The sequence below is a fragment of the Sphingomonas sp. genome (genome assembly GCF_965227385.1).
GTDB lineage: Bacteria > Pseudomonadota > Alphaproteobacteria > Sphingomonadales > Sphingomonadaceae > Sphingomonas.
The window spans coordinates 3,719,972-3,743,044 of sequence record NZ_OZ245750.1 but is presented as its reverse complement, the minus strand read 5'-3'; the positions used below and the strand labels follow the sequence as shown (position 1 = coordinate 3,743,044).

Here is a 23,073-nt window from a genome sequence, read left to right as displayed (position 1 = left end):
TAGACCCCATTGGAAACCAGATACGGCTCGGCGCCACGCTCCCCCCATCACAGCCTCAACCCGGTTTCTTGCACCGACTTTACCCATAATGGTTTGAGTTACAACCGCTTAGACGAACCGCGCAGCGACGACCGCATGGACCTCGTCCTGGGTCAGCTCGTTGAGCGGCAACGCGCGCTGCGGCGACTGGCTGTGCCCGACCAACGTGCCGTCCATGCCCGCCGCGACCGCAAGGATGCGAAACCCGCGCGGTTCGCGCACTGCGGCCAGACCGCCCGCCACCGGATAGCGATCGGGGTCGATGAACAGAATCGCCTGACCGGGCAGCCCGGCGCCGAGCGTGGCACGACACAGGCGCAATGCGATCACCTGGGCACCGCATCCGGGCGGAGGCGGGATGCGCTCCCCCGTTTCTTGGTCGAGGACCAGCCCGTCCGGACCGGCGATTCCGCGGACCGGGATCGTCGCCGAAGGATCGCCGACCGTCGGGATCGTCGCGGCGTTCGTTGCCCCGCCCGCGGCCTCGCCGCGCAGCTCGGCGCGCAACGCGTCGATCCGCTCACGGGTCCGGCGCAGACGCGCATCCGGATCGCTGACCGACGCCATCCATGGGTCGAGATCGCCGGCGCGGTGCAGCTGGTCGATACGGGCGCGCAACGCCGTCTCGCTCGCAGCATCGAACAATGCAGCGATCGCCAGCCGGGTCGGCGCATTCCACTCCTCGAAGCTGCGTTGCGCATTTTCGATGCGCGACAGGTTGACCGGCGCGATCCCGTGCCGCTCGCCGATCGCCTGGATGGTCAGCGCCCGATCGGTCGAGCGCAGATGTCGAACGGCTGCGGCGAGCAGCACCGCGAATTGCTCGCGCTCCAGGTCCAGGATCGGCGCGCTGACAAAGGGCGTCGCCCAATCCTCGATCGAGAAATCCGGCGCGTCGACATCGACCAGCAAGGCGTCCGGCGTGACGCCGAGCACGGCTGCGATTTCGACCAGTTCCTGCGCCCGCGCCGTAACCTCGCCGCGCTCGATCTTCGACAGGCGGATATAGGTCAGTCCCGGCAGGCGATGCGCCAGGCCGATCAGCTTCTGATATCCTGCCCGCCGACGCAATTCGCGGATGTGATTGGGGAAGATGAACGCCCGATATGGGTCGACCGGCACCGCCCCGGGAGCAAACGCAGTCCTCAAAATGACGGGAGCATCCATGCCCCGAGCTCCTATACTCATTTTGGTATAGGATAGCAGGCATCCTGAACGACTCCAAGCTTCTAGCTGGCAATCGATTAGCCCGCCCGGCGCGCGGCGAGCGATCGGGGCGGCTGTGAAATCAGCGCCCAGTTGCCCGCCGGGTCGAAGCGGCGCAGCGCGACGAGGCTGCCCGGACGCGCAATGCGGCGGTCGAGCCAGCCCGGTGCGAGTGGCCACGGGTCCTCGGGCGCAACGGCCACGCCGCTGCCGTCGGTGATCAGCCCGATGCTGTGCGGTGCCATGCCCAGCGGCCAGCGCTGGCGAACCCGCTCGAGCAATTGTGCGGCGAGCCGTTCACAACTGCGCGCGGCGCGCAGCGGGGCGATTTCCTGGCGCTTGAGCCAGCGGTCCCAGCTGACACCGAAATGCCCGTTGGTGCCCACGCCCCAGACGGCGATCAGATGTCCCGACTGGTCGAACCAATGGCGGGCGCTGTGACAGAATTCCCGGGACAGTTCGTCGAGGCCGGGATCGATGAACGGCATGAGGCCGTCGGCGCTTCCTTGAGCGGTCATGATGCTCTCGCGGATCACGGGATGACGCTCAGCGCGAACGGGTGACGCCGCGGACCAGCGCGGCTTCGCGCTCGTCCTGCTCGACGGCCGGGGTCTCTTCCATCGCGGTCGGCACCACCGCAATCACGCGGCTCAGGCGGTTATGCGGTGCATTGTGATCGGGCAGCACGCCGATCGGGGGCGTGTCGATCTTGTCGCCAGCGCGCCGACGCGGCGTCGCCTTGGGGCGTTCGAACATGCCGCCGAAACGGGGGTCGGCTGCCGCGATGTCGGCGATCGTCTTGGCCGCGCGCTTGGCGACCTGACGCTGGCGCTCGCGCTCCTGCGGATCGGCCTCCATCTCGATATCGGCGGCGTCGTCCGACAGGCGACGCGCGACCGTGCGCCGCTGGGCCTCCAGCTTTTCCTCCAGCTCGGCAATCTCGGCCGGATCGATGATCGCGGCACCCGCACGATAGCGGGGAAGGCGCGGGTCCTGCACCTGGATCGAGCGGGTGTTGCGGGCCCGGCGCTTGAGCTGCTCCATCGCGACGCCGCGCAGATGATCGACATAGGCGTCGAGCAGCGCTTCACGGGTCTTGACCGCGAGATGCTCCCCGGCCGCCGCTTCGGTGCGCTCCAGGGCGCATTCGTCCTCGATCATGCTTTCCAACGTATTGGCTTCGCCTTCGGCGCCCAGGCTCATGGCATGGAGCGAGACGGTGGTTGCCTCGACCTTCTTCGCCGACGGGCGCTGGTCGGTCATGACGCGGAAGCGCAGGCTCTGCAGCTCGCCGCGCAGCTGCCAGTTGACGAAAGTCGTGAACTGGGCGCGCTCGGGATCATAGGCCTGGATCGCGCGATGGACACCGATCGCGCAGCACTGCTCGGCATCGTCCCAATGCGCGGCGAGGCCGTACTGGCGAATGAAGTGGCGGATGCGCGGGGCGAGCAGCTTCAGTACCTGGGCGAAGGCGCGCTCGCCATAAACGCGCTGGCGGTTGGTCTGCGGCTGACCGTCCTTGGCCATGTTCTCGATGACGGCGGCAACGGCAACTTCAAGCGCGGCGGTGGTGTTCGACATGATCGTCCCCTCGATCGTCTTTGCCGTCGCGATGTCTGCTCCGGCTGCAGGGGAATGATCGCTGATCGCAGTAAATAGGAGTGAACTGCTCCTATACGTAATTCCACAATATGTGTTTCTACGGTAGTCTGTGCATCACGCGGCGCGCACGCGGGTGACGAAGCGATGGACCTGGTCAGAGAGGGTGCTGGCCTGTCCCGACAGCGCGCTGGCGGACGAGAACACTTGGTGCGCCGCGGTTCCCGTTGCCTCCGACGCCTGGCTGACGCCGACGATGTTGGCCGACACCTCATGCGCCGCCTGGGCGGTCTGCTGGATGTTGCGGCTGATGTCGGCGGTGGCGCTGTTCTGCTGGTTGACCGCGCTGGCGATGCTGGTGCTGATCTCGGCGACCTGGCCGATCGTTTCGGCGATGTTGTTGAGACCCGCGACCGCTTTCCGGGTGGCCTGCTGAATTTCGCGGATCTGAACCTCGACCTCTTCGGTCATCCGTTCGGTCTGGCTGGCGAGCGCCTTGACCTCGGCGGCGACCACCTCGAAGGCCTTTCCGGCCTCGCCGGCGCGCGCCGCCTCGATCGATGCGTTGAGCGCGAGCATGTTGGTCTTGCCTGCAATCTGGCCGATCAACCCGACCACGGTGCCGATCCGCTCCGCCGCATCGTCGAGCGCGCGGACGGTCTGGTCGGTCTCCTGGGCGTCAGTTACCGCGCGCTGGGTGGTGCGGGTCGACTCGTTGACCTGCGCCGCGATCATCTGGATCGATGCCGACAGCTCCTCCGCCGCCGATGCCACGGTCTGCACGCCCGCGCTGGCCTGTTCGGCCGCAGCGGCAACGGCCAGCGCGCGATGATTGGCCTCGCCGGTATTGCTGGTCATCGACTGGGCGCTCGCTTCTAGCTCGTTGGATGCAACGCTCAGCTGTTCGACCAGCCCGGCAACCTGTCCCTGGAAGTCCTCGGCAAGCTTGCCCAACTTCTCGTCATAGGTGACCTTGTTCTCGTCGATATAGCCGGAGATGGCGAGGTCCATGTCGATCATCACCGCCATGTTGATCGCGGTGCACAGCTCCGCCGTGCGGCGCGCACCCGCGGGGCTGAGCTGGCGTCCGCAGCTCTGTGCGGCCAGCTCGAACAAATGGCGCAGGATGAAGGTGTAGCCGCCGATGTACCAGCGCGGGTCCAGCCCGATCTTGCTGTGCATAAAGCCGATTTTCTTGACGGACGCGACATAGGCGTCGTCGAAGCGGCCGTTGAACAACATTTTCCAGTGCGCCGCCTGGGCGTTCGCGGCGCGCGGCATCGCATCGCTACCCTTGAACATCGCCGCCAGCTGGGGCCAGCTGCGCAGATTGGCGTAGAATTTGTCGAGGATCGTGGGCAGCTCGCGCTCGAGCGTCGGCCCGAACTTGGTCAATAGGGCGCGCTGGCTATCGGTAAATCCGGCAAAGGCGAGGCGTTCGACGAGTTCGGCGCTGACGGTCATGGCGGGGTCTTCCATCCAGTTGGATCTCCTCAAATATAGGAGAAATACGGGAGGGCTGGTCGCTATGGTGTTCCTACGTACGGACTAGGCAAAGCGATCCGGGCGCACGCGGCTGCCGACATATTGGTCCAGCCAGGCGCGATGCGCGGCGCTGGCGTCGCCGGTCCGCGCGATTGCCTGGGCGGCGCGCCCCCCGCCGATCTGGGCGCGCAGCAACAGGCTGGCGCGCGCGTCGGTGAGGCCGGTCTTGAGATATCGTGCGGCATCGCCCGGGCCGAGGTGATGGGCGAGATAGGCCGTGCGTGCGACCGCCGATGGATCCTCGCCGGTCGCGACGCCCGATCGCTTGAGGAGTTTCAGGTTGGCCTGCGCATAATCGGCGGTCGTTTCGATCGACGCGGTGGCGTCGTAGCGTAGCTGAAGCAGCGCCGCCCGCGCCGCCGGACGGACCTGACCGGACCGGTCGAGCCACCCCTTGGCCTGCGCCGTCTGGTTGAGCCAGGTGCCGCGCGTCTCGGCCATGCCCTGCCAGGTGCCGCTCAGGAACTGGCCGAGGCCCGCCGCCGACGACCGGCTGTTGCGCGAATACACATTCCACTGGCCGCTCGAATCCTTTGCCGCCTCGGCATTGACGATCGCGGCCAGCGCGGTGGCGGGGATGCCGGTGCGCTCCGCCGCGCGCTCAAGGGAGGGGGCGTGCCGCGCATTCGCGCCCAGCCGCGCAGGATCGAGCGTCGGCCCACCGACCGGTTCGGACGCGCGCTTCTCCAGGCTGCGCAGGTCGATATCCTGAAATTCCGGGCTGTGCAGCATGGCGGCCACCGTGCGCGGCTGCGTCGCCCGACCCGACAGTTCGAGCAGGGCGTCCAGGTCCAGCTTCTCCGTCTCGGGGGTCTGCGGCAGCTGGGTCTGCGTATCCGGGACCATCGTCCCGATCGCCGCCTGCCACAGGCGCTTCTGCGCCGCGCCCAGCGCGTTGCGGTGGATCGCCGCAGCGGTCGCGGCAGTCTCGGGCGCGCCGAGCGGACGGGTGTGGATGGTCGTCATCGGCTGCTCCTGCGCAAGTCGCGGGCGCGACGCACGAAGCGCGCGGCAGTGAGATCGTCGAGCATCGCCTGCTCGGCTGTCTGCAGCGCGCGTTCGGCGTCGGCGCGATACTGGTCGGCTGCGTTGCCGATCGCCTTCATCGACGCATATTGCTGGGCCGCCTGTCGGCGCAGCATGGTCAGTTCGACCTCGGCATCGTGGCGCAGTTGCTCCAGCCGACGGCGCTCTGCGCGCGCCCGGTCGAGATAGGCTTCGGCATATAGCTGCCAATCCATCGCGCTCAACGCGCGTTCGCGCAGGATCTCGCTGCCCAGCGCCTCGTGCAGCGACTGCATCTCCTCGAGCCGGGCGGTCGCGTCGGCGATCAGCCCCTTGAGTGCATCCATGTCGCGGTCGAGCGCGCGGAGCGCGGCGTCATAGGGCGTGCGCATGCGCTGCCTCCACCAATGCGTTGAGGTCGGCAAAGGCCTGATCGGCGTGGCCGCGATCGCCCTTGCCCTGCGTCAGCATCGCTTCGATCTGCGGTGCAATGGCGACGGCCCGATCGACTTCTGCGTTCGACCCGGCCTTGTAGGCGCCAAGCCGGACGATTTCCTCCATATCGGCATAGGTGCCGAGTACCCGCCGCGCGGCGAGCCGCGTCGCGTTCTGGTCCTCGCTGAGGCAGCGGGGCAGGGTGCGCGACACCGATTTGAGCAGGTCGATCGCCGGGTAGCGCCCACGCTCGGCAATGCGACGGGTGATGACGACGTGACCGTCGAGAATGCCGCGCACCGCGTCGGCGACCGGCTCGTTATGATCGTCGCCATCCACCAGCACGGTGAAAAGGCCGGTGATCGAACCCTGTCCGGGCAGGCCGGGGCCGGCACGTTCGAGCAGGCGCGGGAGTTCCGCAAAGACGGTCGGGGTATAGCCACGCGTTGCGGGCGGCTCGCCATTGGCAAGGCCGATCTCGCGCTGCGCCATCGCAAAGCGCGTGACCGAGTCCATCAGGCACAGCACGCGCAGGCCGCGGTCGCGGAAATGCTCGGCCAGCGCGAGCGTGGTCCAGGCCGCCTGACGCCGCATCAGCGCGGGTTCGTCCGACGTGGCCACGACGACGATGCTGCGCGCGAGACCCTCGGGGCCGAGATCGTCCTCGACAAATTCCTGCACTTCGCGTCCGCGTTCGCCGATCAGGCCGATGATCGCGACATCGCATTCGGTCCAGCGCGCCAGCATCGACAGCAGCACCGACTTGCCGACGCCCGACCCCGCGAACAGGCCCAGCCGCTGGCCGGTGCAGAGCGGCACGAACAGGTCGAGTGCGCGCACCCCGGTTTCGATCCGCTCACCGACCCGGGCGCGCGACGCGGCCGGGGGCGGGGGTGCCTTGATCGGCTGACGCGTGGCGCCCAGCGGCAACTCGCCCTTGCCATCGACCGGGCGGCCAAGGCCATCGACCATCCGGCCGAGCCAGCCATCGCACGGGCGCAGCGAAAGTGCGCCGGGGTGCAACCAGGCCATGGTGCCGGACCGCAGCCCCTGGGGCTCACGGAACGGCATGCACTGCGCCAGGCCCGCCTCGATTCCCGTCACTTCCGACGGGATCATCCCTTCGGGCGTGTCGATATCGATGCGTGCCCCGATCTGCGCTGCGCCTGCCAGGCCCTCGACCTCGATCAACGCGCCGCGCACCGCCGTCACGCGGCCGTAGCGCTGCTCCAGCGGCAGTGTGGCGATCGTCCGGGCGGTCGAGGACAGGCTGTGCACGGGACGCGTCTCAGGCCGCTTCGTTCGCCGGAGCGGGGGCGGCGTCCTCGATCTCGATCAGCGCGCGGCACGTGGTGAGTCCGCGGTAGAAACTGCCCTCCGCGACCTGCCGGGCAAAGCGCACGCATGCGGCGCGGCCTTCGTCGCTGGCCATCGCCGGGATCAGCAGCGTCAGCTCGTTGATCACCTGGTCCTTGTGCGCTTCGGGTTCGTCGCCGAGATACGCCATCATCGTCGCATAATAGAGGCGGCGCGCGGTGGTCGTGGCCTCTTCCGGCGCCATGATTTCGCGCCCGCGCAGCAGCGCGACCTTGTTCTCGATCACCAGTTCGGTGCGGCCCTTGGCGCGCAGCATCGCTCCGTTGACTACCAGCGCCTCGCCGTCGCGCAGGGAAATTCGCAGCATCGTCAGGTCCTCATCTTGTGCGTTGCTGCTTTCATAGAAGGGCGGGGGAGGGCGCGGTCCCGCACCCGGAAAAAATTGCCGCCCAGCAAAAATTGCGCGCCCCCTCGGACCGATGGGATCGCCGCTGTCCTATCATGGCCATGTCAGCCCACAGGGGCACGAACCGGAGACAGTCCTTGAGCCTTTATTCCGCACTTTATGCCGGTGTCGCCGGTCTCGGCGCCGAAGCGACTGCGATGGCCGTCGTTGCCGACAACATCAGCAACATCAACACGATCGGGTACAAGGGGAACGATATCCAGTTCCGCACGCTGGTCAGCGACGGGCGCGCGCGGTCGGCCTATACCGCAGGCGGCGTGATGGCCGCGCCACAGGCGCTGATCTCGAAGCAGGGGCTGCTCCAAGCGTCGAGCAATACCACCGATCTGGGTATCGAGGGCGGCGGTTTCTTCGTCGTGCGCGAAACGCTGAACGGCAACGATGTCGCCTTCACCCGCGCGGGTTCGTTCCGCCCCGACGAGTTCGGTTTCCTGCGCAACGCGGCGGGCATGTACCTGCAGGGCTGGCGCCTCGACAGCTTTGGCGAGTTCACCAACACCGGCAACGTCGCGGCGTTGACTCCGGTGCGCGTCAGCGACCTGACGGGTGCCGCCGCGCCGTCGACCAAGATTGACATCCGCGCCAACCTCCAGTCGACCGCGCCGTTGCACACCGGCGCCTATGCGGTCGGCGACATTGCCAACGGCACGGTCGATGCGAGCTTCAGCCGTTCGTTCGACATCTATGATGCGCAGGGCACTTCGCACCGCGTGACCATGGCCTATGTCCGTACGGGTGCGAACAGCTGGCAGGGTGAGCTCTACGCCGAACCGGCCTCGGACGTCACGGCACCCGGCGGCGTGCTTGCCAGCGGCGAACTGCGCTTCAACCCCGATGGCAGCCTGATCAAGGACGATGCCGTCTACACATCGGGATTCTTCGACCCGGTTGCGATCACCTGGGCCAATGGCGCGGGGTCGGTTCCGCTCCGCCTCGGCCTCGGCGAAAACGGCACGATCAGCGGGCTCAGCCAGTTCGGTTCGGAATCGGCGATGATCGCGGCCACCACCGATGGCGGCGTGCTCGGCAACATCGCCTCGATCCAGGTGTCGGAAGCCGGCGTGCTCAGCGCGGTGTTCGACAATGGCGTGACCCGTCCGGTCTTCCAGCTGCCGGTCGCGACCTTCCCGAACCCGGACGGCCTGACCCGCATCTCGGGCAACGCCTATCTGCTGTCGGACCGGTCGGGCAATGCGTCGATCGACGTTGCGGGCGCACTGGGCGCGGGCAAGATCCGATCGAGCACGCTGGAAGCTTCTACCGTCGATCTGGCGCAGGAGTTCAGCAACATGATCCGCTTCCAGCGCGCCTACAGCGCGTCGTCGAAGATCATCACCACGGTCGACGACATGTTGGCCGAAGTCAGCAACCTCAAGCGCTGATCGCTGAAGCGGCGGGGGACTGGGCGTGTCGATCGGGGAGATTCTGGGGGCTGCCGTATCGGGCATGAGCGCGGCGCAAGCCGGGCTCAAGACCGTGTCGACCAACATCGCCAATGTCGGCACCCCCGGCTATGCCCGCGAACGTTCCAACCAGTTCGCCGCCGTCCATGGCGACCGGGTCACCGGCGTCGTGGTCGGCGAGCCGACCCGCATCGCCGACAAGTTTCTGGAAGCCGCCGTCTATCGGCGAGCCAACGACCTCGGCAATTCGGAGGTCACGGCCAGCTACCTCGATCGCATGCAGACCCTGCTCGGTGCGCCGGGCGGGGAGTCGGGCATTCCCGCGCGGCTCAATGCAATCAACAGCGCGGCGATCGCCATGACCGGTGCGCTGGGTGCCGAACAGAATGCGGCGGACTTCATCGCACGCACGACCGACGCGATCGGCACGCTGCAGCGGCTCGACACCGACATTTCGATGCTGACCGGCGACGTCGATGCCGAAACGGGCCTGACGGTCGAGCGGATCAACGCGCTACTCAAGCAGATCCACTCGCTCAACGACGCCGTTTCGCGGCTCGACGGGCTGGGGCGCAGCCCGGCGGGCACCGCCGACCAGCGCAACAACGCGGTTCAGGAACTCAGCAGCCTGATGGCGGTGACGGTCCGCGAACAGCCCAATGGCCGGCTGTTGATCGAAACCGCCGGCGGTGCGCCGCTGCTCGACACGCGCATGCGCCTGCTATCCTACCCGACCTCAAAGTCGGGTTCCGGCGCCGCGCTCGCCGAGTATCCGGGCATCGACATCCGCTTTGCCACCGAATCCGGCGCGCTTGGCGCTGCGACCGGGGACCGCATCGAATCCTCGGCGGTCGGCGGAAAGCTTGGCGGACTGCTCGAACTGCGCGACCGCACATTGCCGGGGTTCCGCGATCAGCTGGGCACCCTGTTCACTGGCCTTGCCCGCGCACTCAATGGTGCGTCGAACGCAGCCAGCTCTGCCCCGCCGCCCAACCGCCTGCACGGATCGACCACTGCGCTGGCGACCAGCGACCGGCTCGGCTTCACCGGGGCCGCCGTCTTCGCCGTGATGGGATCGGACGGGTCGATTGTCGCACGGACACGCGTCGATTTCGATGCGATGGGACCGGGCGCGACCGTTGCCGACGCGGTTGCTGCGATCAATGCCGGGCTGGGTGGTGCCGGCACGGCCAGCTTCGCCGATGGGCGCCTGACCATCGATGCCGTGGGCGTCGGTCGCGGCGTCGCGGTCGGCGATGATCCCGCGGCCCCGTCCAGCCGGGGCGGAGTCGGGTTCAGCCAGTATTTCGGCCTCAACGATGTCGTCCGCACCGAAGGCGCATTGATGGTGCCGCCGGGCTTCGCCTCGGGCGACCCGCATGGGTTCGCGGGCGGCAGCACCAGCGACATCATGCTGCGCGATTCATCCGGCCGCGTGATCGCGCGTACGACGATGACCGCGGCAGCCGGCGGGACGATGGGCGATCTGGTGACCCAGCTCAACGCCAGCGAGCTCGGCGGGTTCGGCACCTTCGCGATCGACGGCAGCGGCCGCTTCCGCTTCGATCAGGCCGCCGGCGTCACCGGCACGTCGATCTCGATCCCGTCCGATTCGACCGGCCGCTACGGCACCGGCATCTCCTTTTCGGCGCTCTCGGGCCTGGTCGGCAGCGTCAGCGGACTGGCGGCAGGCGGCGTCGCGCCCGACCTGCGCAACAGCCCGGGCAAATTGCCGCTCGCCATCTTCAACACCAGTGCCGCCGTCGGCGAACGCGGCGTGCTCGCGTCCGACACCCGCGCCGCGCAATTCTACAGCGACAGCTTCGGTCGGGTGAATGACCTTGGCAAGGAAGGGAACATCTCGCTGGAGCGCTATGCCTCGCTGATCCTCGGCGAAACGGGCACCAGCGCGGCCAACGCCCAGACCCGCTACGAAGATGCCACCGCGCGCAGCCAGGACGCGATCAACCGGCGCGATTCCTATTCCGGCGTCAACATCGACGAGGAGCTGTCGATGATGATCGTCCTGCAAAACAGCTATTCCGCCTCCGCGCGCGTCGTGCGCGTGGCCGACGAAATGTACCAGGCCCTGCTCGGGATCGTGGGTTGAGGAACTGATCGATGCGCGTCGCCACCATTCCCCTGCAACAGACCACCGCGATCTCGATCCAGCGCGCGCAGGAGAAATTGTCGGTCACCCAGGCGCAGCTGTCGAGCGGCAAGAAGGCCCCCGACCTCGCGGCGCTGGGCAGCGAGGCGGTGCGCACGCTGTCGGCCCATACCTTGCTGGCCAAGCAGGAGGCGCATGCCCACACCGCGACCCGGCTCGGCACCACGCTCAGCCTGTACGAAACCTCGATCACTGCGATCGAGAACGGATCGATGGAACTCGGCAACCGCCTGTCGCTGGCGGTCGGGACCGGCGAGGCGGCCGGGCTGGGCGAGGCGATCTCCGCGGCGTTCGACCAGTTCCGCTCGATGCTCAACACCAGCGAGGGCGGGCTGCCCCTGTTCGGCGGCGGAATCGCGACCGCCCCCTATACGCCGTCGAAGATCGAGGATCTCGTGGGACTGCCTGCGGCGGACCATTTCGTGGATGGCGAGGCGATTGCCCGCGCCCGCGTCGGCGACGGCCTCGACCTCAACTACGGCATCACCGCGTCCGAGCTCGGTCTTGAGATGACCTCCATCTACCGTAGCCTGGTCGAAGCCGGCCCGTTCGGCGAGCGCCTGACCGACGCGCAGAAAACCGCGCTGACCGCCATCAAGGTCCAGCTCGACGATGCGGTCGGCGGGATCCGTCGCCTGAACGCCGAGAATGGCCGGCGGCTGGCGCAAACCGACACGCTGGTCGATCGCGCCAACGAACGCGCGCTGGTGCTGAAGGACGTGATCAGCCGCAACGAAGACGCCGATCTGGCGCAGGTCGCGATGGACCTGGCGATGCACAAGACCACGCTGGAGGCCAGCTACTCGGTCTTCACGCAGCTCAATGAGCTCAGCCTGCTCAACTACATGCGTTAACCGCGCGGCGCGCCCGTCCCGTCGGCGAAACATCTATAATTACACATTCGAACCGAACGGAGACCGTAATGAAGGCCTTCACCAACCTTAAGATCGCCTACAAGATCGCGGCGCTGATGCTGATGCTTGGAGCGGTCACGCTGGGCCTTGTCATGAACAGTGTCAGCACGCTGAAGTATATCGACAAGGAGTACAGCTATGTGACCAACACGACGCTGCCTAACAACACCGAGCTGGCCCGTACCTACCAGGGGGCGATTGACATCACCCTGTCGGGTTATCAGGTGATGTATTATCCCGGCGGCAGTGAGCGCAACCGCGAGGCGATCGCGTCGGAACTGGACGCCTACGAGAAGGCGAAATCGCGTCTCGCTTCGATCGCGAAGTCGGAACCCTATTATGCCGACACGATAGCGCCGATCGCTGCCAACCTCGATGAGCTGCATAAGCTTACGCTTCAGGCGATTGAATATGGGAAGGCCGATCGTAACGAAGAAGCGGGCAAGACGCTCGCGCAGGCCGATCCGAAGGCCAAGGAGATCCGCGCGGAATTGCGACGCTTCACGAACGAGCGCGCGAAGGCAGCAGAAACAAAGGTTTCCGAACTGGACCAGATGGTTTCCAGCGCGGTCACTTCGATGCTCGTCACCGGCCTGCTTGGGGTCGTGCTTGCCGTCGGTTTCGGCATCTTCATTGCTCGCCGCACGATCATCGCACCGCTGATGGGGCTGGAAGGCGCGATGCGCACGCTGGCCGAGGGCAATAATCGCATCGACGTCAACAGCACCGATCGCGGTGACGAGGTCGGCGCAATGGCCAAGGCGGTGCTCGTCTTCCGTGACAATGCCCAGGAACAGGAACGACAGGCTGCGGCAAAGGCAGCGGCCGATGCCGAGCAGAAGATGGTGATCGACACCGTCTCCAGCCACTTGGAATCGCTGGCACAGGGCGATCTGACCCGGCCGATCAACGCCGAATTCACCGGCTCCTATGCGGTGCTCAAGGACAATTTCAACGCCGCGCTCGCGTCGCTCAGCGACCTGATCCAGTCGGTCATGGAAAGCGTCCGCTCGATCAGCTCGGGCTCGACCGAGATCGAGGCCGCGTCCGAAGACCTCGCTCGCCGCACCGAAAGCGCGGCGGCCTCGCTCGAGGAAACCTCGGCTGCGGTCGCGCAGATCAACGATCGCCTGCGTACGGGTGCCGACGCGGCGACCCGCACCGTGGGTCGCGCCGATCAGGCGATGGTCACCGTCGGCACGGGTCGCGGCACCGCGGAAGAGGCCGTGTCGGCCATGGGCCGCGTCGCCGAAAGCGCCAAGGGCATCGACAGCGTGATCGAAGGGCTCGACAAGATTGCATTCCAGACCCGCGTCCTTGCGATGAACGCTGCGGTCGAGGCCGGGCGCGCCGGGGAAGCTGGCCGTGGCTTTGCGGTCGTCGCCGATCTGGTCGGCCAGCTGGCGATGCGTTCCGAAGAAGAGGCCAAGCGCGCCCGCGAACAGCTGACCGCGACGCAGAATGACGTCGAAATCGCGGTCGGTGCGGTCGAGCGCGTCGATGGCGCGCTGGTCGGCATCTCGTCCGACGTGTCGGCGGTGCATGAAATGCTCAACGGCCTCGCGCAGGACAATCAGGCGCAGGCAGCGGCGGTGCAGCAGATCGCATCGGCGATCGGCACGATGGACGAATCGACCCAGCAGAATGCGGCAATGGTCGAGGAAACCTCGGCGGCCGCACGCAGCCTCAATTCCGAAGTCCGTGTGCTGGGCGAACGCGCCAACAGCTTCCGCACGGGGGCAAGCTCGGGGTCGCCCGCGCCTGCGCCGGTCCGGGCGCCGCGACCGGTGACAAAGTCCCCGGCCAAGCCGCGCGCCGCTGCGCCCGAACCCAAGGTCGGGGCAAAATCCGCGCGCCAGTCGACCGAGCATGTCTATCAGTCCCCGATCAAGCCGCTGCCGGCTGCGGCGATCCCGTCGCTCGTGCGCAAGAGCGATGCCTGGGACGAATTCTGACCCCTATCCGGCCGGACATTCTCCCCGGACGGTTCAAACCTCGCGGCGGTGCCTCCCCCGGCACCGCCGCTTTTCTGTTGCGTGCGACACGCAGATGACGACGCACCGTTCGCCAGCCCCGATCCGGGCAGGCGGCGGGCGAGGTGGATCGACTGGGAAGGCTGAGGGGGCGGTTACCCGCGTGCGAGCAGCAACAAGTCGCCGTCGGCGGCGATCTCGGACACGCCTGCCATGGCGGTGTCCAGTGCGGCGGGGTTGACCGCGCCGCTGGCCGAGGCGAGCGCACCCAGCGCCGCGCCCGCCTTGGTCCCGCGCAATGCGGGCAGGTAGCGATTGCGCAGTGCGGCAAGGCCCGGCTCATCGCCCAGCATCACCAGCGCGACCGCCTGACGCAGCACCGTGGCCGTGCGTCCGGGGGCAAGCACCGCCCGATTTGCCTCGACAAAGCGACGCCAGTCGCGCGCCTGCCACAGCATTTCGGCGCGCAGATCGTCCGCTGCATCGACCTGGTCGAGCATCGCCAGCGCGTCGCCGCGCCGGCCCATGCGCCAGGTGGCGATCGCCTGCATCTTTTGGCGATCCGCGGCAATGGGTGCCGGATAGTCCGGGCCATCGCTGCGGCGCAGGATCGCCAGCGCCTGATCGGGCTTGTCGGCGAGCAGCAGCTGGCGCGCGATGCGGACCGACAATGGCCCCTTGGCGATGTCGATCGCGCGGTTCTGCATCTGGTGCTGCAGCAATTCGGCGGCGCGGACATGGAGGCCGGCGGCGGAGAGACGGTCCGCCAGCGTGCTGACCAGAAGGTCGCCCGGCGCACCGGTCGGGGACAAGTCGCGATATTCCCAGAACAGCCCTGCCGCTTGCGCGATCGGACGTTTGGGATCGTTGACCAATGTCTGAAGGTCAGCCTGAATCCGCGTCAGCGTCGGCCCGGTTTGTGCGCCGAGGTCGAAATGACGAAACAGCGTCGCCGATGCCACAAGCGCGATCACCGGATCATGCGCGCGTTCGGCAATCTGCCATTTGAGTTCGAGTGCTGCGCGCTCGACCGCGCCGCCGCGCCAGCGAAAGGTGAGGGCATCGAGCCGCTTCACCGCCTCGCCGGGCTTGATCGTGCCCCGCGCGACCGCATCGCGGATCAGCGCGAGTTCGGCCGCGGCGCGCTCCGCCGGGGTACCCGACAGCATCACGCGCTCCAGCCGCAGCTTGCCTGCTTCCGGCTGGCCGGTCGCCATCAACGCGATTCCGCGCTGCAGATTGGCGGCAACATGCTGGTCCGGGATCACGGCAAGAAAGCGCAAGGCGCGGTCATGATGGCCCGATCGGATCAGGCCGGTGGCGGCATCGAGGAGGAAGGCGATACGATCCGCCCCATGGTGTGCCAGGATCGCCGGCACCGCGCATTTGAGCAGCGCGCTGCCCGCGGCACCGTCGATCACCGCGCCCGCGCGGATACGCCACGCACAGGCTTCGGGATCGGCCAGCAATTCGGGCGCGTTGAACCAGGTGAGGGCGGCGGCATTGCGGCCGGCCAGTATGTTCGCCTTACCGATCGCAAGCCGCCAGACCGGGACCAGTTCGAGCGCATGGTCGTCGCGCAGCATGGTTTCGAGCACGCCTAGCGCTTCGGCACCGCGGCCGGTATCGATCAGCGCCGTCGCCAGCTTCCAGCGGGCAGACTGTCGCGTTTCCGCGGTGCTGCGCGCGATCAGCGACCAGGCAAGGGGGGCGTCGATAGCGGTTCGCGCGCCCGGTGCGGCGCGCGGCATTTCAGCGAGCTCGGCGGCGAAGGGGGTTGGCTTGGCCACCGCGCCGCCGGGGGCGGGCTTGACTGCAGCCGCGGGCTGGCCGCCATGCGCGGCGGGAGCGTGCTTGGCATCGCTCGCCGCCAGCGCAGCGCTGGCGCTGCCGGCAAGCAGAAGAAGGGCCAGGCCGGCGCGGGTCATGCGCGCAGCACCAGCCAGGCCTGGACCACGCCGCCGACCAGCGCAGCGGACAGGAACAGCACGGCGATCACGGCGCGGCTCAGGCCCGGTCTGCCGATCGGGCGGGGCGTGGCGGGACGGCGCGGCGCCGGGCCGGTGGCAAAACCACCGCGCAGCCGACCGCTGTTGGATGCAGCGCTGCCAATTAGGCGGATCCGCGCGGGCTTTTGATCGTGACTCATTCAAATCCCAACGGGGCAAGTCCCAACACGGGGTTTTCGATCTATTATAGACGGGCGGGGCCGGGTGCGGTCCCTGCCGCACGCCTTTGAGGGAGACCCCATGCGCCGAACCGCTGCCCGCCTGACTGCCGCCGCCGCATTGCTGGCTGTGGCTGCTCCCGCCGGAGCCGCCGGCGGCGGCGGGGGCGATGCCGCCGTCGTTCCGCTGGGCAAGTTCCGCGTGCCGATCATCGATGCGGGGCGGCTCGACGGCGACCTTGAGCTCGAGCTGGCCATCACGCCGGCCGAAGGCGTCGATGCGGGCGCGTTGGGCACTCTTCAACCGGCGTTACGTGCGGCAATGCTGTCGGCGCTGCTCGATTTCGCGCAGCTCAATGCGTCACCGCGCATTGCGGTGGACGCCGAAGCGCTGGCGCATGCGCTGGATGCCGCCGCGCACGCGGCCGATCCGCAGGCCGGTCATGTGCTGATTCTCGAAGTGCGCACCAGCCCCGCACGTGGCGCGCCTTAACTCCCCCGCACCCCGGTCAGCGGCAGCACTTCGCGCATCACCCGGTCGATCGCGGTGACCAGCGCATCGTCCCCGTCGCGGGTGGCGCGCCGGATCAGCGACTCCAGCCCCTCGACCGTGGTGCGTCCTACGCGCCGCATATGATGGGGCGAGGACGCCTCCTCCAGCACGCGCGCGGTCGTACGCTCCAGTGCCGGGATGGCGCGATCTGCAAAATCGGGCCGGACGCGCTGGTCGGCGATGAATACCGTGCCGAGCCGCGCCCCCTGCACCCCGCGCATCGGGACGGCGGCATAGGCGCGCAGGGACGGTGGACCGACGACGAAGCGATTGTCAGCAAATCGGGGATTCGCGCAGAGGTCGGTCTCGGTCATCGGGACCTGGGTCTCGACCACCCCGACGCACAGCGATTCGGACAGCGGGATCGAGTCCAGGTCGATGCCGTGCAGCACCGGCAGCCAGCAGAATCCGCTGTCGACCACGCTGACTCCCGCGATCGGAACGTCGATCGCGCGGCTCAATTCCTGGATCAACTCATTGAAACGCGGCGATTCCCGCAGCGCCAACATGCCCGACGCGAAGAGCGCCGCACGACGCAGCGCATCTTCGCTCGACAATGGCGCATCGTCAGAGTCGGGGATCGTCACTGCTGTCTCCGCTCAAGAACCCCGCTTGTCGCAAGATGATCTTAGCAGACTGCTGCTGTCAGTATTGTAGTATTACGGTAATGCAGTGCGTCCTCATCTTGGCGCAGCGCGGCCCGCCTTGGTGGGCGTCGGCGCAGCCGCCTTGGGCGCGGTCATTCCGCCACGGGCCAGCGCCATGCCGAGGGTCGCGGCGGCATCGGGCGACATGGCCTGCATCATCAACGCGGCATTGCGATCGCGCATCCGCTGCGCCACCTGGAACTGCACCTCCGGGCTCAGCTTCTCGAACACCGGGGCGGCTTTTGCGGGCTTCATCGACTGAAAGATGCGCGCCAGATCGCTATAGCGTTTTTCCTCCGCAGCGGGGGCGGCGTCGGGCGCACCGGGGGCGCTCGCATCGGCGCCGGCCTTACCCTCGGCCGCGGCCTTGGTTTCGGCGTCTTTCTGCTGGCGCTGCAGGCGCAGCCGTGCCGCCTTGAGCGCCTGTTCGCGCAGGTCGAGCGCGCGGCGGCGCTCGGCCTCCTTGCGCTGGGCGGCATCGATCTCGCCCTCGATCTGGCTGCCGAGCCGCGTCTTGGGCACGACCGATTCACCGACGGCCACCGCCGCATCGACGCCGTTCGCGACCGCGCCAACCGTCGCCACTGCGGCGGTGATCAACAGGAACGGAATGCGCATCAGTAACGGTCCACCGGCTCGGCGCGTCGTGCCGCTGCGGCGGATTCAACCAGCCGCTCGGCGGTCGAATCCGCGATCTCGATCATCATGCGCAACTCGTCCGCCACCGCCTTGGCCCGGGCCGCGTCGTGCGTCCCGCGGGCATATTGGGTCAGCGTGCCCTTGAGCTCCGACAGCACCAGCCGTGCCTGCACTGTCGCCTGGTCAAGGGTCGAAACGACCTGTGCCAGATCGTTGCGTTTGAGCGCGTTGAGCGCGCGCATCATGCGCATGCTCTGGACGATCACCACCGTGCAGAACAGCATCGTCAGCACATTCGCTGCGAGCGAGTAGGTCATGCGCGCATCTCCTTGGCGATGTCGGACACCAGCCGTACCGCGATCTTGCTTGATCGCTGGCCGATCTGGGCGCGACCGATGGTGACGCCGCCGCATTGCATGTCGAGCGGCTGGTCGGGGTCGGCGAACAGCGGGATGGTCTGGCCGACCTTGAAGTCGCGCACCGCGCCCAGCGCCATGTCGCGTTCGCCCAGCACAACGTCCAGCGTCACGTCCACCTTGCGCACTTCGGACGCCATATGGACTTCCCAGATCGTGTCGCGCCCCAGCTTTTCGCCCATGAACCGCTGGTTGAGCAGGTGGCGCACCGGCTCGATCGTCGCATAGGGCAGCAGGATGCTGAAATTGCCGCCGCGCTCGTCCATGCTGACGCGGAAGGTCGCGACGGCGCAGACGTTGGTGGTGCCGGCGATCGCGACGAAGCGCGGGCTGCTCTCGACGCGCTCCAGCTCGATCGTCGTCGGGGTGATCGGCGCCATCGATGTCGACAGGTCGCTCAGCACATGGCCCAGCATGCGCGAGACCAGGTCGGTTTCGATCGTGGTGAACCCGCGTCCGTCGATCATCACCTGCTCGCCGCCGCCACGCCGCCCGCCGAGCAGCGCATCGACCACGGCATAGATCAGGCCGGAATCGACCGAGACCAGGCCGTAATTCTCCCATTCCTCGACGCGGAACACGCCGATCATCGCGGGGAGCATGATGTGGTTGAGATAGTCGCCGAAGCGGATCGAGGTCACTTCCTCAAGGCTGACGTCGATCGCGTCGGAGGTGAGGTTGCGCATCGACGTCGCGAAGATGCGGACCATGCGGTCGAACACCACTTCCAGCATCGGCAGCCGCTCGCGGCTGATGACGTTGGACTCGATGACCGCGCGCAGACCCTCTTTCGGCTGGCTGAACCCGCCGACCTGCCCGAACAGCGCGTCAATCCCGGCCTGGTCGAGCAGCGCCTCCGCATCGGGATCGAACTTGGGCGGCTCGGGCAGTTCGAAATCGTCGAAATCGTCGCTCATTGCTGCACCAGATCCTGGATCAGAACATCCTTGACCGCGTCCGGCCCCAGCGTCTGTGTGGCGCGGACCAGCAGCTCTTCCTTGACGCGATAGACTGCGCCGGACCCGTTCAGATCTTCGGGGCGCAGTTCGCGCAGGAACGGCTGATAGGCATCGATCAGCAGCGGCAGCTTGCCCTGCAGCTTGTCGACCGAGCTCGCCTTGCCGGGCACCAGCACGAAATGGACCTTGAGGAAGCGGGCCGCGCCGTCGGCGCTGCGCAGGTTCACCACGAGCGGGGGAACGTCGAGATAGACCGCGCTCTTGCCGTCCTTGCCGCCCTTTTCCTCGCCGCCTTCTGCTTCGGCCTCTGCCTCTGCCTCTCCCTCGGCCTCGGCTTCGCCATGCTCGCCCTCGGCAGATTTTGCCGCCGCCTTGTCCGATCCCATCAGGAAGAAGGCCGCGCCGCCGCCGCCGCCGCCCAGCACCAGCACGGCCGCGCCGATGATGATCATCAGCTTCTTCTTGCTGCCCTTGGGCTTGGCTGCCGCCTCGCCGTCCTTGGCCTCGACGATGACGTCGTCGCTCATGTCTTGCGTCCTAATCTCTTTGCCCATCCGCGACCGGACCGGCGGAATGTTCCTATTATAGGGGAGTGGGGCGGCAACATTTGCCTAGCTCTAAAAAACTTGGACGATTTTTTTCGGAGGGCGGTCGCGATGGATATCTCATCCTATGTGCTGCTGAGTCATAACCAGGCGCTGCGGCGTCGGCTCGACGTGAGCGCGAACAACATGGCCAATATCTCGACGGCCGGGTTCAAGCGCGAAGCGCCGGTGTTCCGCGAATATGTGGAGCAGAGCGGCGGCGGTGCGGATGCGCCGATCAAGACGACGTCGATGGTGCTCGACTATGGCGCGGTGCATGACCAGAGCGCGGGCGCATTCCTCGCGACCGGCAATCCGATCGACGTGATGATCGACGGCGCGGGCTATCTCGCGGTCGAAACGCCGGAGGGCGGCACCGCCTATACGCGCGCGGGATATCTGAAGGTTGGTGAAGATGGCACGCTCCAGACGGCGGGCGGGCTGACCCTGCTCGGCGAAGGCGGTCGCCCCATTACCATCCCGCCCGAACAGGCGGGGCAAGTCAGCATCGGCAAGGACGGCACGGTCAGCGCGGGCGACGCGCAGGTCGGCCGCGTCGCGGTGACCGTGTTCGACGACGAGCGCATGGTCGACCCGCGCGGCGACGGCACCTTCAGCGGGACCGGCGGGCGCGAACTGGCCGCGGCCGACACCAAGCTCAAGAGCGGCGGCGTCGAGGGATCGAACGTCCAGGCGATCGTCGAGACCACCAACATGGTCGAGATCCTGCGCGCCTATCAGACCAGCATGAAGATGTCGGAGTCACTCGGCGACATGCGCAAATCCGCAATCGACAAGCTTGGCCGCTTCGGCTGACCCCCTTTCCACGGAGACTGACCCATGCGTACCCTCTCCATCGCCGGCACCGGGATGCTCGCACAGCAGACCAATGTCGATGTGATCTCGAACAACATCGCGAACATGAACACGACCGGCTACAAGCGCCAGCGGGCCGAGTTTCAGGACCTGCTCTACCAGCAGGTGACCCGGCCCGGCGGCGCATCCGGCCCCGACAGCCGCGTACCGACCGGCATCCAGATCGGCGCGGGCGTGAAGACCGGCGGCGTCTATCGCATCGCGACCCAGGGCGCGATGAGCCAGACCGACAATCGCTATGACGTAGCGATCCAGGGGCGTGGCTATTTCGCGATTACCCTGCCGTCGGGCGAAACCGCCTATACCCGCGACGGGTCGTTCCAGCTGTCGGATCAGGGCGAACTGGTCAATGCCGACGGATTCCCGGTCCAGCCGGGCATCACCATCCCCGCCGAAGCGGTCGACGTGACCATCTCGAAAACCGGTGAAGTCCAGGTAATCCTTGCCGGCCAGCCCGAGCCGCAGAATGTCGGTCAGCTTCAGCTCGCGACCTTCATCAACGAAGCCGGGCTCGAGGCGCAGGGCGGCAACCTTTATCTGGAGACCGCCGCATCGGGGCAAGCGACGCTCGCCAATCCGGGCGAGCCGGGCTTCGGCACGCTGCAACAGGGCTTTGTCGAGGCGTCGAACGTCAACCCGGTCGCCGAAATCACCGCGCTGATCACCGCGCAGCGCGCCTATGAGATGAACAGCCGCGTCGTGAAGACCGCGGACGAAATGCTGGCGACGACCAGCCAGCTGCGCTGATGATCTACCGCATCGCCTTCATCGCCGCGGCGCTGGTTCCGGTCCCCGCACCGGCGCAGACGCCGACGGCACCCGCCAGCGGTCCCGCGCAGGTCGAGGTCGCCGTGCTCGCGCGGCCGGTCCAGCGCGGCGAGATCCTTTCGCCCGACGACTTCGTCTACGAAAAACGCTCGCCCAATATGGGTCGCGGCGCGATCGAGGCCGAGGCGGCCAAGGGGCTGGAGGCGGTGCGTCCGCTCTCGCCCGGATCGGTGGTGCGGGTCAGCGACGTCATCACTCCGCGGCTGGTCCGTCGCGGCGAGCCGGTGCTGATCGCCTACAAGGTGGGCGGGCTTACCATCACCACCCAGGGCCGCGCCCTGGCCAGCGCGGGGGCGGGCGAACCGGTCCGCGTCGTCACCACCTCCACCCAGCGCACGCTCGACGGCTTCGTCGCGGGCAACGGGCTGGTCCGTATCCTGTATTGAGGGAGCAGTTACCCATGAAGAAGATCATCCTCGCCGTCACAGCGGCGACCCTGGTTTCGGGCTGCGGCGCGGTCGACCGGCTCGGCCGGATCGGCAAGGCGCCCAAGATGAGCGCGCCCGAGGACATGGCGATGCCGGGCGGCGAGCGCTCGATCGGCCATCCCGGCCTGCGCGACGGCAGCGTCGCGGCGGCGGTCGCCAATGCGCCGGTCGCCCCCGGCACCATACCGGCTCAGGCGCCGGCCGCCTCGGCTTCGCTGTTCCGCGCCGGTGCCGGCGCGTTCCTCAGCGATCAGCGCGCGACCCGCATGGGCGACATTTTGACGATCAAGATCAACATCGCGGACAAGGCCGAAGTCGGCAACAACACCTCGCGCAACCGCAGCGGTTCGGAAAATGCCGGTATCGCCTCGCTGCTCGGCCTCCAGAACCTGTTGCCCAAGTCGATCGACCCGACCAACCTCGCCAGCACCAATTCGAAATCGCAGTCGAGCGGCGGGGGCAATATCAGCCGCTCCGAAACGATCAACATGACCATGTCCGCGATCGTCACCAACGTCTTTCCCAACGGCAATCTCGGCATCCGAGGCCGTCAGGAAGTCCGCGTGAACAACGAACTGCGCGAACTGGTGGTCAGCGGCGTGGTCCGCCCGCAGGATATCGGCCGCGACAATTCAGTGCGCCACAGCCAGATCGCCGAAGCGCGGATCAGCTATGGCGGCCGCGGCCAGCTGTCGGATGCACAGCAGGCGCGCTGGGGCCAGCAGATCTACGACGCGCTGTTTCCGTTCTGATCGGGCAGTCAACAGGATTGCCCGTCCCAGCCGGGGGGCCGTGGACGGGCAGCCCCTTTCCCAGCCGGGGGGCCGTGGAAAGGGAAGGGAAGCGCAGAAGCGCCGCCATTCCAAAGAGGGGGAGGGAGAAACCCTTCCCCTTTTTTGTTGTC

The 23,073-nt window shown here is 67.3% G+C and carries 24 protein-coding genes; 9 read left to right on the top strand and 15 right to left on the bottom strand.

What is annotated here, in order from left to right:
* Window positions 1-108 precede the first annotated feature (108 nt).
* From ACO05N_RS18415 to ACO05N_RS18380, 8 genes are all read right to left on the bottom strand, one after another.
* Entirely contained in the window at window positions 109-1,206 is a 1,098-nt protein-coding gene (locus ACO05N_RS18415; RefSeq protein ID WP_422058428.1) for a helix-turn-helix domain-containing protein, read from the bottom strand.
* Between the two features lie 77 nt (window positions 1,207-1,283).
* Window positions 1,284-1,763: a hypothetical protein gene (locus tag ACO05N_RS18410; RefSeq protein ID WP_422058427.1), complete on the bottom strand. Its 480-nt coding sequence runs from the start codon at window positions 1,761-1,763 to the stop codon at window positions 1,284-1,286.
* Between the two features lie 28 nt (window positions 1,764-1,791).
* Entirely contained in the window at window positions 1,792-2,826 is a 1,035-nt protein-coding gene (locus tag ACO05N_RS18405) for a sigma-70 family RNA polymerase sigma factor (protein WP_422058425.1), read from the bottom strand.
* A 135-nt stretch (window positions 2,827-2,961) separates the two neighbouring features.
* Window positions 2,962-4,323 (bottom strand): protoglobin domain-containing protein, encoded by a 1,362-nt coding sequence (locus tag ACO05N_RS18400; protein WP_422058424.1) that lies wholly within the window; start codon window positions 4,321-4,323, stop codon window positions 2,962-2,964.
* 69 nt (window positions 4,324-4,392) lie between these two features.
* On the bottom strand, window positions 4,393-5,355 hold the full coding sequence (locus tag ACO05N_RS18395) for a peptidoglycan-binding protein (protein ID WP_422058423.1): 963 nt from the start codon (window positions 5,353-5,355) through the stop codon (window positions 4,393-4,395).
* The gene (locus tag ACO05N_RS18390; protein WP_422058422.1) at window positions 5,352-5,786 is read right to left on the bottom strand and encodes a hypothetical protein; all 435 of its coding nucleotides are present in this window, start codon (window positions 5,784-5,786) and stop codon (window positions 5,352-5,354) included. The genes ACO05N_RS18395 and ACO05N_RS18390 overlap by 4 nt, the downstream gene beginning before the upstream one ends.
* Window positions 5,770-7,107, bottom strand: a complete 1,338-nt coding sequence (fliI, locus tag ACO05N_RS18385; RefSeq protein WP_422058421.1) for a flagellar protein export ATPase FliI — start codon at window positions 7,105-7,107, stop codon at window positions 5,770-5,772. Before fliI ends, ACO05N_RS18390 begins: the two co-directional genes overlap by 17 nt.
* A gap of 10 nt (window positions 7,108-7,117) precedes the next feature.
* Entirely contained in the window at window positions 7,118-7,513 is a 396-nt protein-coding gene (locus tag ACO05N_RS18380; RefSeq protein ID WP_422058420.1) for a flagellar biosynthesis repressor FlbT, read from the bottom strand.
* A gap of 176 nt (window positions 7,514-7,689) precedes the next feature.
* On the opposite strand from ACO05N_RS18380, the gene ACO05N_RS18375 reads away from it, so the two are divergent.
* The 4 genes from ACO05N_RS18375 (at window position 7,690) to ACO05N_RS18360 (ending at window position 14,054) form a co-directional block, all read left to right on the top strand.
* Window positions 7,690-8,994: a flagellar hook protein FlgE gene (locus tag ACO05N_RS18375; RefSeq protein WP_422058419.1), complete on the top strand. Its 1,305-nt coding sequence runs from the start codon at window positions 7,690-7,692 to the stop codon at window positions 8,992-8,994.
* Window positions 8,995-9,019: 25 nt separating this feature from the next.
* Window positions 9,020-11,125, top strand: coding sequence for a FlgK family flagellar hook-associated protein (locus ACO05N_RS18370; RefSeq protein ID WP_422058418.1), 2,106 nt, complete (start codon window positions 9,020-9,022; stop codon window positions 11,123-11,125).
* Between the two features lie 11 nt (window positions 11,126-11,136).
* Window positions 11,137-12,039: a flagellin gene (locus ACO05N_RS18365; RefSeq protein ID WP_422058417.1), complete on the top strand. Its 903-nt coding sequence runs from the start codon at window positions 11,137-11,139 to the stop codon at window positions 12,037-12,039.
* A 68-nt stretch (window positions 12,040-12,107) separates the two neighbouring features.
* On the top strand, window positions 12,108-14,054 hold the full coding sequence (locus ACO05N_RS18360) for a methyl-accepting chemotaxis protein (RefSeq protein WP_422058416.1): 1,947 nt from the start codon (window positions 12,108-12,110) through the stop codon (window positions 14,052-14,054).
* A 173-nt stretch (window positions 14,055-14,227) separates the two neighbouring features.
* On the opposite strand, the gene ACO05N_RS18355 is transcribed toward ACO05N_RS18360, so the two are convergent.
* Together ACO05N_RS18355 and ACO05N_RS18350 are read right to left on the bottom strand one after the other, a co-directional pair.
* Window positions 14,228-16,000, bottom strand: a complete 1,773-nt coding sequence (locus ACO05N_RS18355; RefSeq protein ID WP_422058415.1) for an endoglucanase — start codon at window positions 15,998-16,000, stop codon at window positions 14,228-14,230.
* A complete protein-coding gene (locus tag ACO05N_RS18350) occupies window positions 15,997-16,221 on the bottom strand; it encodes a hypothetical protein (RefSeq protein ID WP_422058414.1) in 225 nt (74 codons plus the stop codon). The genes ACO05N_RS18355 and ACO05N_RS18350 overlap by 4 nt, the downstream gene beginning before the upstream one ends.
* A 100-nt stretch (window positions 16,222-16,321) precedes the next feature.
* Between ACO05N_RS18350 and ACO05N_RS18345 the strand changes: the two genes are divergently transcribed.
* Window positions 16,322-16,732 (top strand): hypothetical protein, encoded by a 411-nt coding sequence (locus ACO05N_RS18345; protein ID WP_422058413.1) that lies wholly within the window; start codon window positions 16,322-16,324, stop codon window positions 16,730-16,732.
* On the opposite strand, the gene ACO05N_RS18340 is transcribed toward ACO05N_RS18345, so the two are convergent.
* The 5 genes from ACO05N_RS18340 to ACO05N_RS18320 all read right to left on the bottom strand — a co-directional run bounded on the left by ACO05N_RS18340 (window position 16,729) and on the right by ACO05N_RS18320 (window position 19,980).
* Window positions 16,729-17,379: a GAF domain-containing protein gene (locus ACO05N_RS18340; RefSeq protein WP_422058412.1), complete on the bottom strand. Its 651-nt coding sequence runs from the start codon at window positions 17,377-17,379 to the stop codon at window positions 16,729-16,731. The genes ACO05N_RS18345 and ACO05N_RS18340 overlap by 4 nt on opposite strands.
* Before the next feature lie 93 nt (window positions 17,380-17,472).
* Entirely contained in the window at window positions 17,473-18,057 is a 585-nt protein-coding gene (locus tag ACO05N_RS18335) for a MotE family protein (RefSeq protein ID WP_422058411.1), read from the bottom strand.
* The gene (locus ACO05N_RS18330; protein WP_422058410.1) at window positions 18,057-18,395 is read right to left on the bottom strand and encodes a DUF6468 domain-containing protein; all 339 of its coding nucleotides are present in this window, start codon (window positions 18,393-18,395) and stop codon (window positions 18,057-18,059) included. Before ACO05N_RS18330 ends, ACO05N_RS18335 begins: the two co-directional genes overlap by 1 nt.
* The gene (fliM, locus tag ACO05N_RS18325; RefSeq protein WP_422058409.1) at window positions 18,392-19,411 is read right to left on the bottom strand and encodes a flagellar motor switch protein FliM; all 1,020 of its coding nucleotides are present in this window, start codon (window positions 19,409-19,411) and stop codon (window positions 18,392-18,394) included. Before fliM ends, ACO05N_RS18330 begins: the two co-directional genes overlap by 4 nt.
* The gene (locus ACO05N_RS18320) at window positions 19,408-19,980 is read right to left on the bottom strand and encodes a flagellar basal body-associated FliL family protein (RefSeq protein ID WP_422058408.1); all 573 of its coding nucleotides are present in this window, start codon (window positions 19,978-19,980) and stop codon (window positions 19,408-19,410) included. The genes fliM and ACO05N_RS18320 overlap by 4 nt, the downstream gene beginning before the upstream one ends.
* Window positions 19,981-20,109: 129 nt before the next feature.
* Between ACO05N_RS18320 and ACO05N_RS18315 the strand changes: the two genes are divergently transcribed.
* The 4 genes from ACO05N_RS18315 to flgH are packed head-to-tail and all read left to right on the top strand — an operon-like array spanning window position 20,110 to window position 22,921.
* Window positions 20,110-20,853, top strand: coding sequence for a flagellar hook-basal body complex protein (locus tag ACO05N_RS18315; protein WP_422058407.1), 744 nt, complete (start codon window positions 20,110-20,112; stop codon window positions 20,851-20,853).
* A 24-nt stretch (window positions 20,854-20,877) separates the two neighbouring features.
* The gene (gene flgG, locus ACO05N_RS18310; RefSeq protein WP_422058406.1) at window positions 20,878-21,660 is read left to right on the top strand and encodes a flagellar basal-body rod protein FlgG; all 783 of its coding nucleotides are present in this window, start codon (window positions 20,878-20,880) and stop codon (window positions 21,658-21,660) included.
* Window positions 21,660-22,127, top strand: coding sequence for a flagellar basal body P-ring formation chaperone FlgA (gene flgA / locus ACO05N_RS18305; RefSeq protein ID WP_422058405.1), 468 nt, complete (start codon window positions 21,660-21,662; stop codon window positions 22,125-22,127). Before flgG ends, flgA begins: the two co-directional genes overlap by 1 nt.
* 14 nt (window positions 22,128-22,141) lie before the next feature.
* A complete protein-coding gene (gene flgH, locus ACO05N_RS18300) occupies window positions 22,142-22,921 on the top strand; it encodes a flagellar basal body L-ring protein FlgH (protein WP_422058404.1) in 780 nt (259 codons plus the stop codon).
* The last annotated feature ends 152 nt before the right edge of the window (window positions 22,922-23,073 follow it).

Coding starts and splice junctions, on each gene's coding strand:
- ACO05N_RS18415 (WP_422058428.1), bottom strand. CDS start 1,206: ATGGATGCTCCCGTCATTTTGAGGACTGCGTTTGCTCCCGGGGCGGTG.
- ACO05N_RS18410 (WP_422058427.1), bottom strand. CDS start 1,763: ATGACCGCTCAAGGAAGCGCCGACGGCCTCATGCCGTTCATCGATCCC.
- ACO05N_RS18405 (WP_422058425.1), bottom strand. CDS start 2,826: ATGTCGAACACCACCGCCGCGCTTGAAGTTGCCGTTGCCGCCGTCATC.
- ACO05N_RS18400 (WP_422058424.1), bottom strand. CDS start 4,323: ATGGAAGACCCCGCCATGACCGTCAGCGCCGAACTCGTCGAACGCCTC.
- ACO05N_RS18395 (WP_422058423.1), bottom strand. CDS start 5,355: ATGACGACCATCCACACCCGTCCGCTCGGCGCGCCCGAGACTGCCGCG.
- ACO05N_RS18390 (WP_422058422.1), bottom strand. CDS start 5,786: ATGCGCACGCCCTATGACGCCGCGCTCCGCGCGCTCGACCGCGACATG.
- ACO05N_RS18380 (WP_422058420.1), bottom strand. CDS start 7,513: ATGCTGCGAATTTCCCTGCGCGACGGCGAGGCGCTGGTAGTCAACGGA.
- ACO05N_RS18365 (WP_422058417.1), top strand. CDS start 11,137: ATGCGCGTCGCCACCATTCCCCTGCAACAGACCACCGCGATCTCGATC.
- ACO05N_RS18360 (WP_422058416.1), top strand. CDS start 12,108: ATGAAGGCCTTCACCAACCTTAAGATCGCCTACAAGATCGCGGCGCTG.
- ACO05N_RS18355 (WP_422058415.1), bottom strand. CDS start 16,000: ATGACCCGCGCCGGCCTGGCCCTTCTTCTGCTTGCCGGCAGCGCCAGC.
- ACO05N_RS18350 (WP_422058414.1), bottom strand. CDS start 16,221: ATGAGTCACGATCAAAAGCCCGCGCGGATCCGCCTAATTGGCAGCGCT.
- ACO05N_RS18345 (WP_422058413.1), top strand. CDS start 16,322: ATGCGCCGAACCGCTGCCCGCCTGACTGCCGCCGCCGCATTGCTGGCT.
- ACO05N_RS18335 (WP_422058411.1), bottom strand. CDS start 18,057: ATGCGCATTCCGTTCCTGTTGATCACCGCCGCAGTGGCGACGGTTGGC.
- ACO05N_RS18330 (WP_422058410.1), bottom strand. CDS start 18,395: ATGACCTACTCGCTCGCAGCGAATGTGCTGACGATGCTGTTCTGCACG.
- fliM (WP_422058409.1), bottom strand. CDS start 19,411: ATGAGCGACGATTTCGACGATTTCGAACTGCCCGAGCCGCCCAAGTTC.
- ACO05N_RS18320 (WP_422058408.1), bottom strand. CDS start 19,980: ATGAGCGACGACGTCATCGTCGAGGCCAAGGACGGCGAGGCGGCAGCC.
- ACO05N_RS18315 (WP_422058407.1), top strand. CDS start 20,110: ATGGATATCTCATCCTATGTGCTGCTGAGTCATAACCAGGCGCTGCGG.
- flgG (WP_422058406.1), top strand. CDS start 20,878: ATGCGTACCCTCTCCATCGCCGGCACCGGGATGCTCGCACAGCAGACC.
- flgA (WP_422058405.1), top strand. CDS start 21,660: ATGATCTACCGCATCGCCTTCATCGCCGCGGCGCTGGTTCCGGTCCCC.
- flgH (WP_422058404.1), top strand. CDS start 22,142: ATGAAGAAGATCATCCTCGCCGTCACAGCGGCGACCCTGGTTTCGGGC.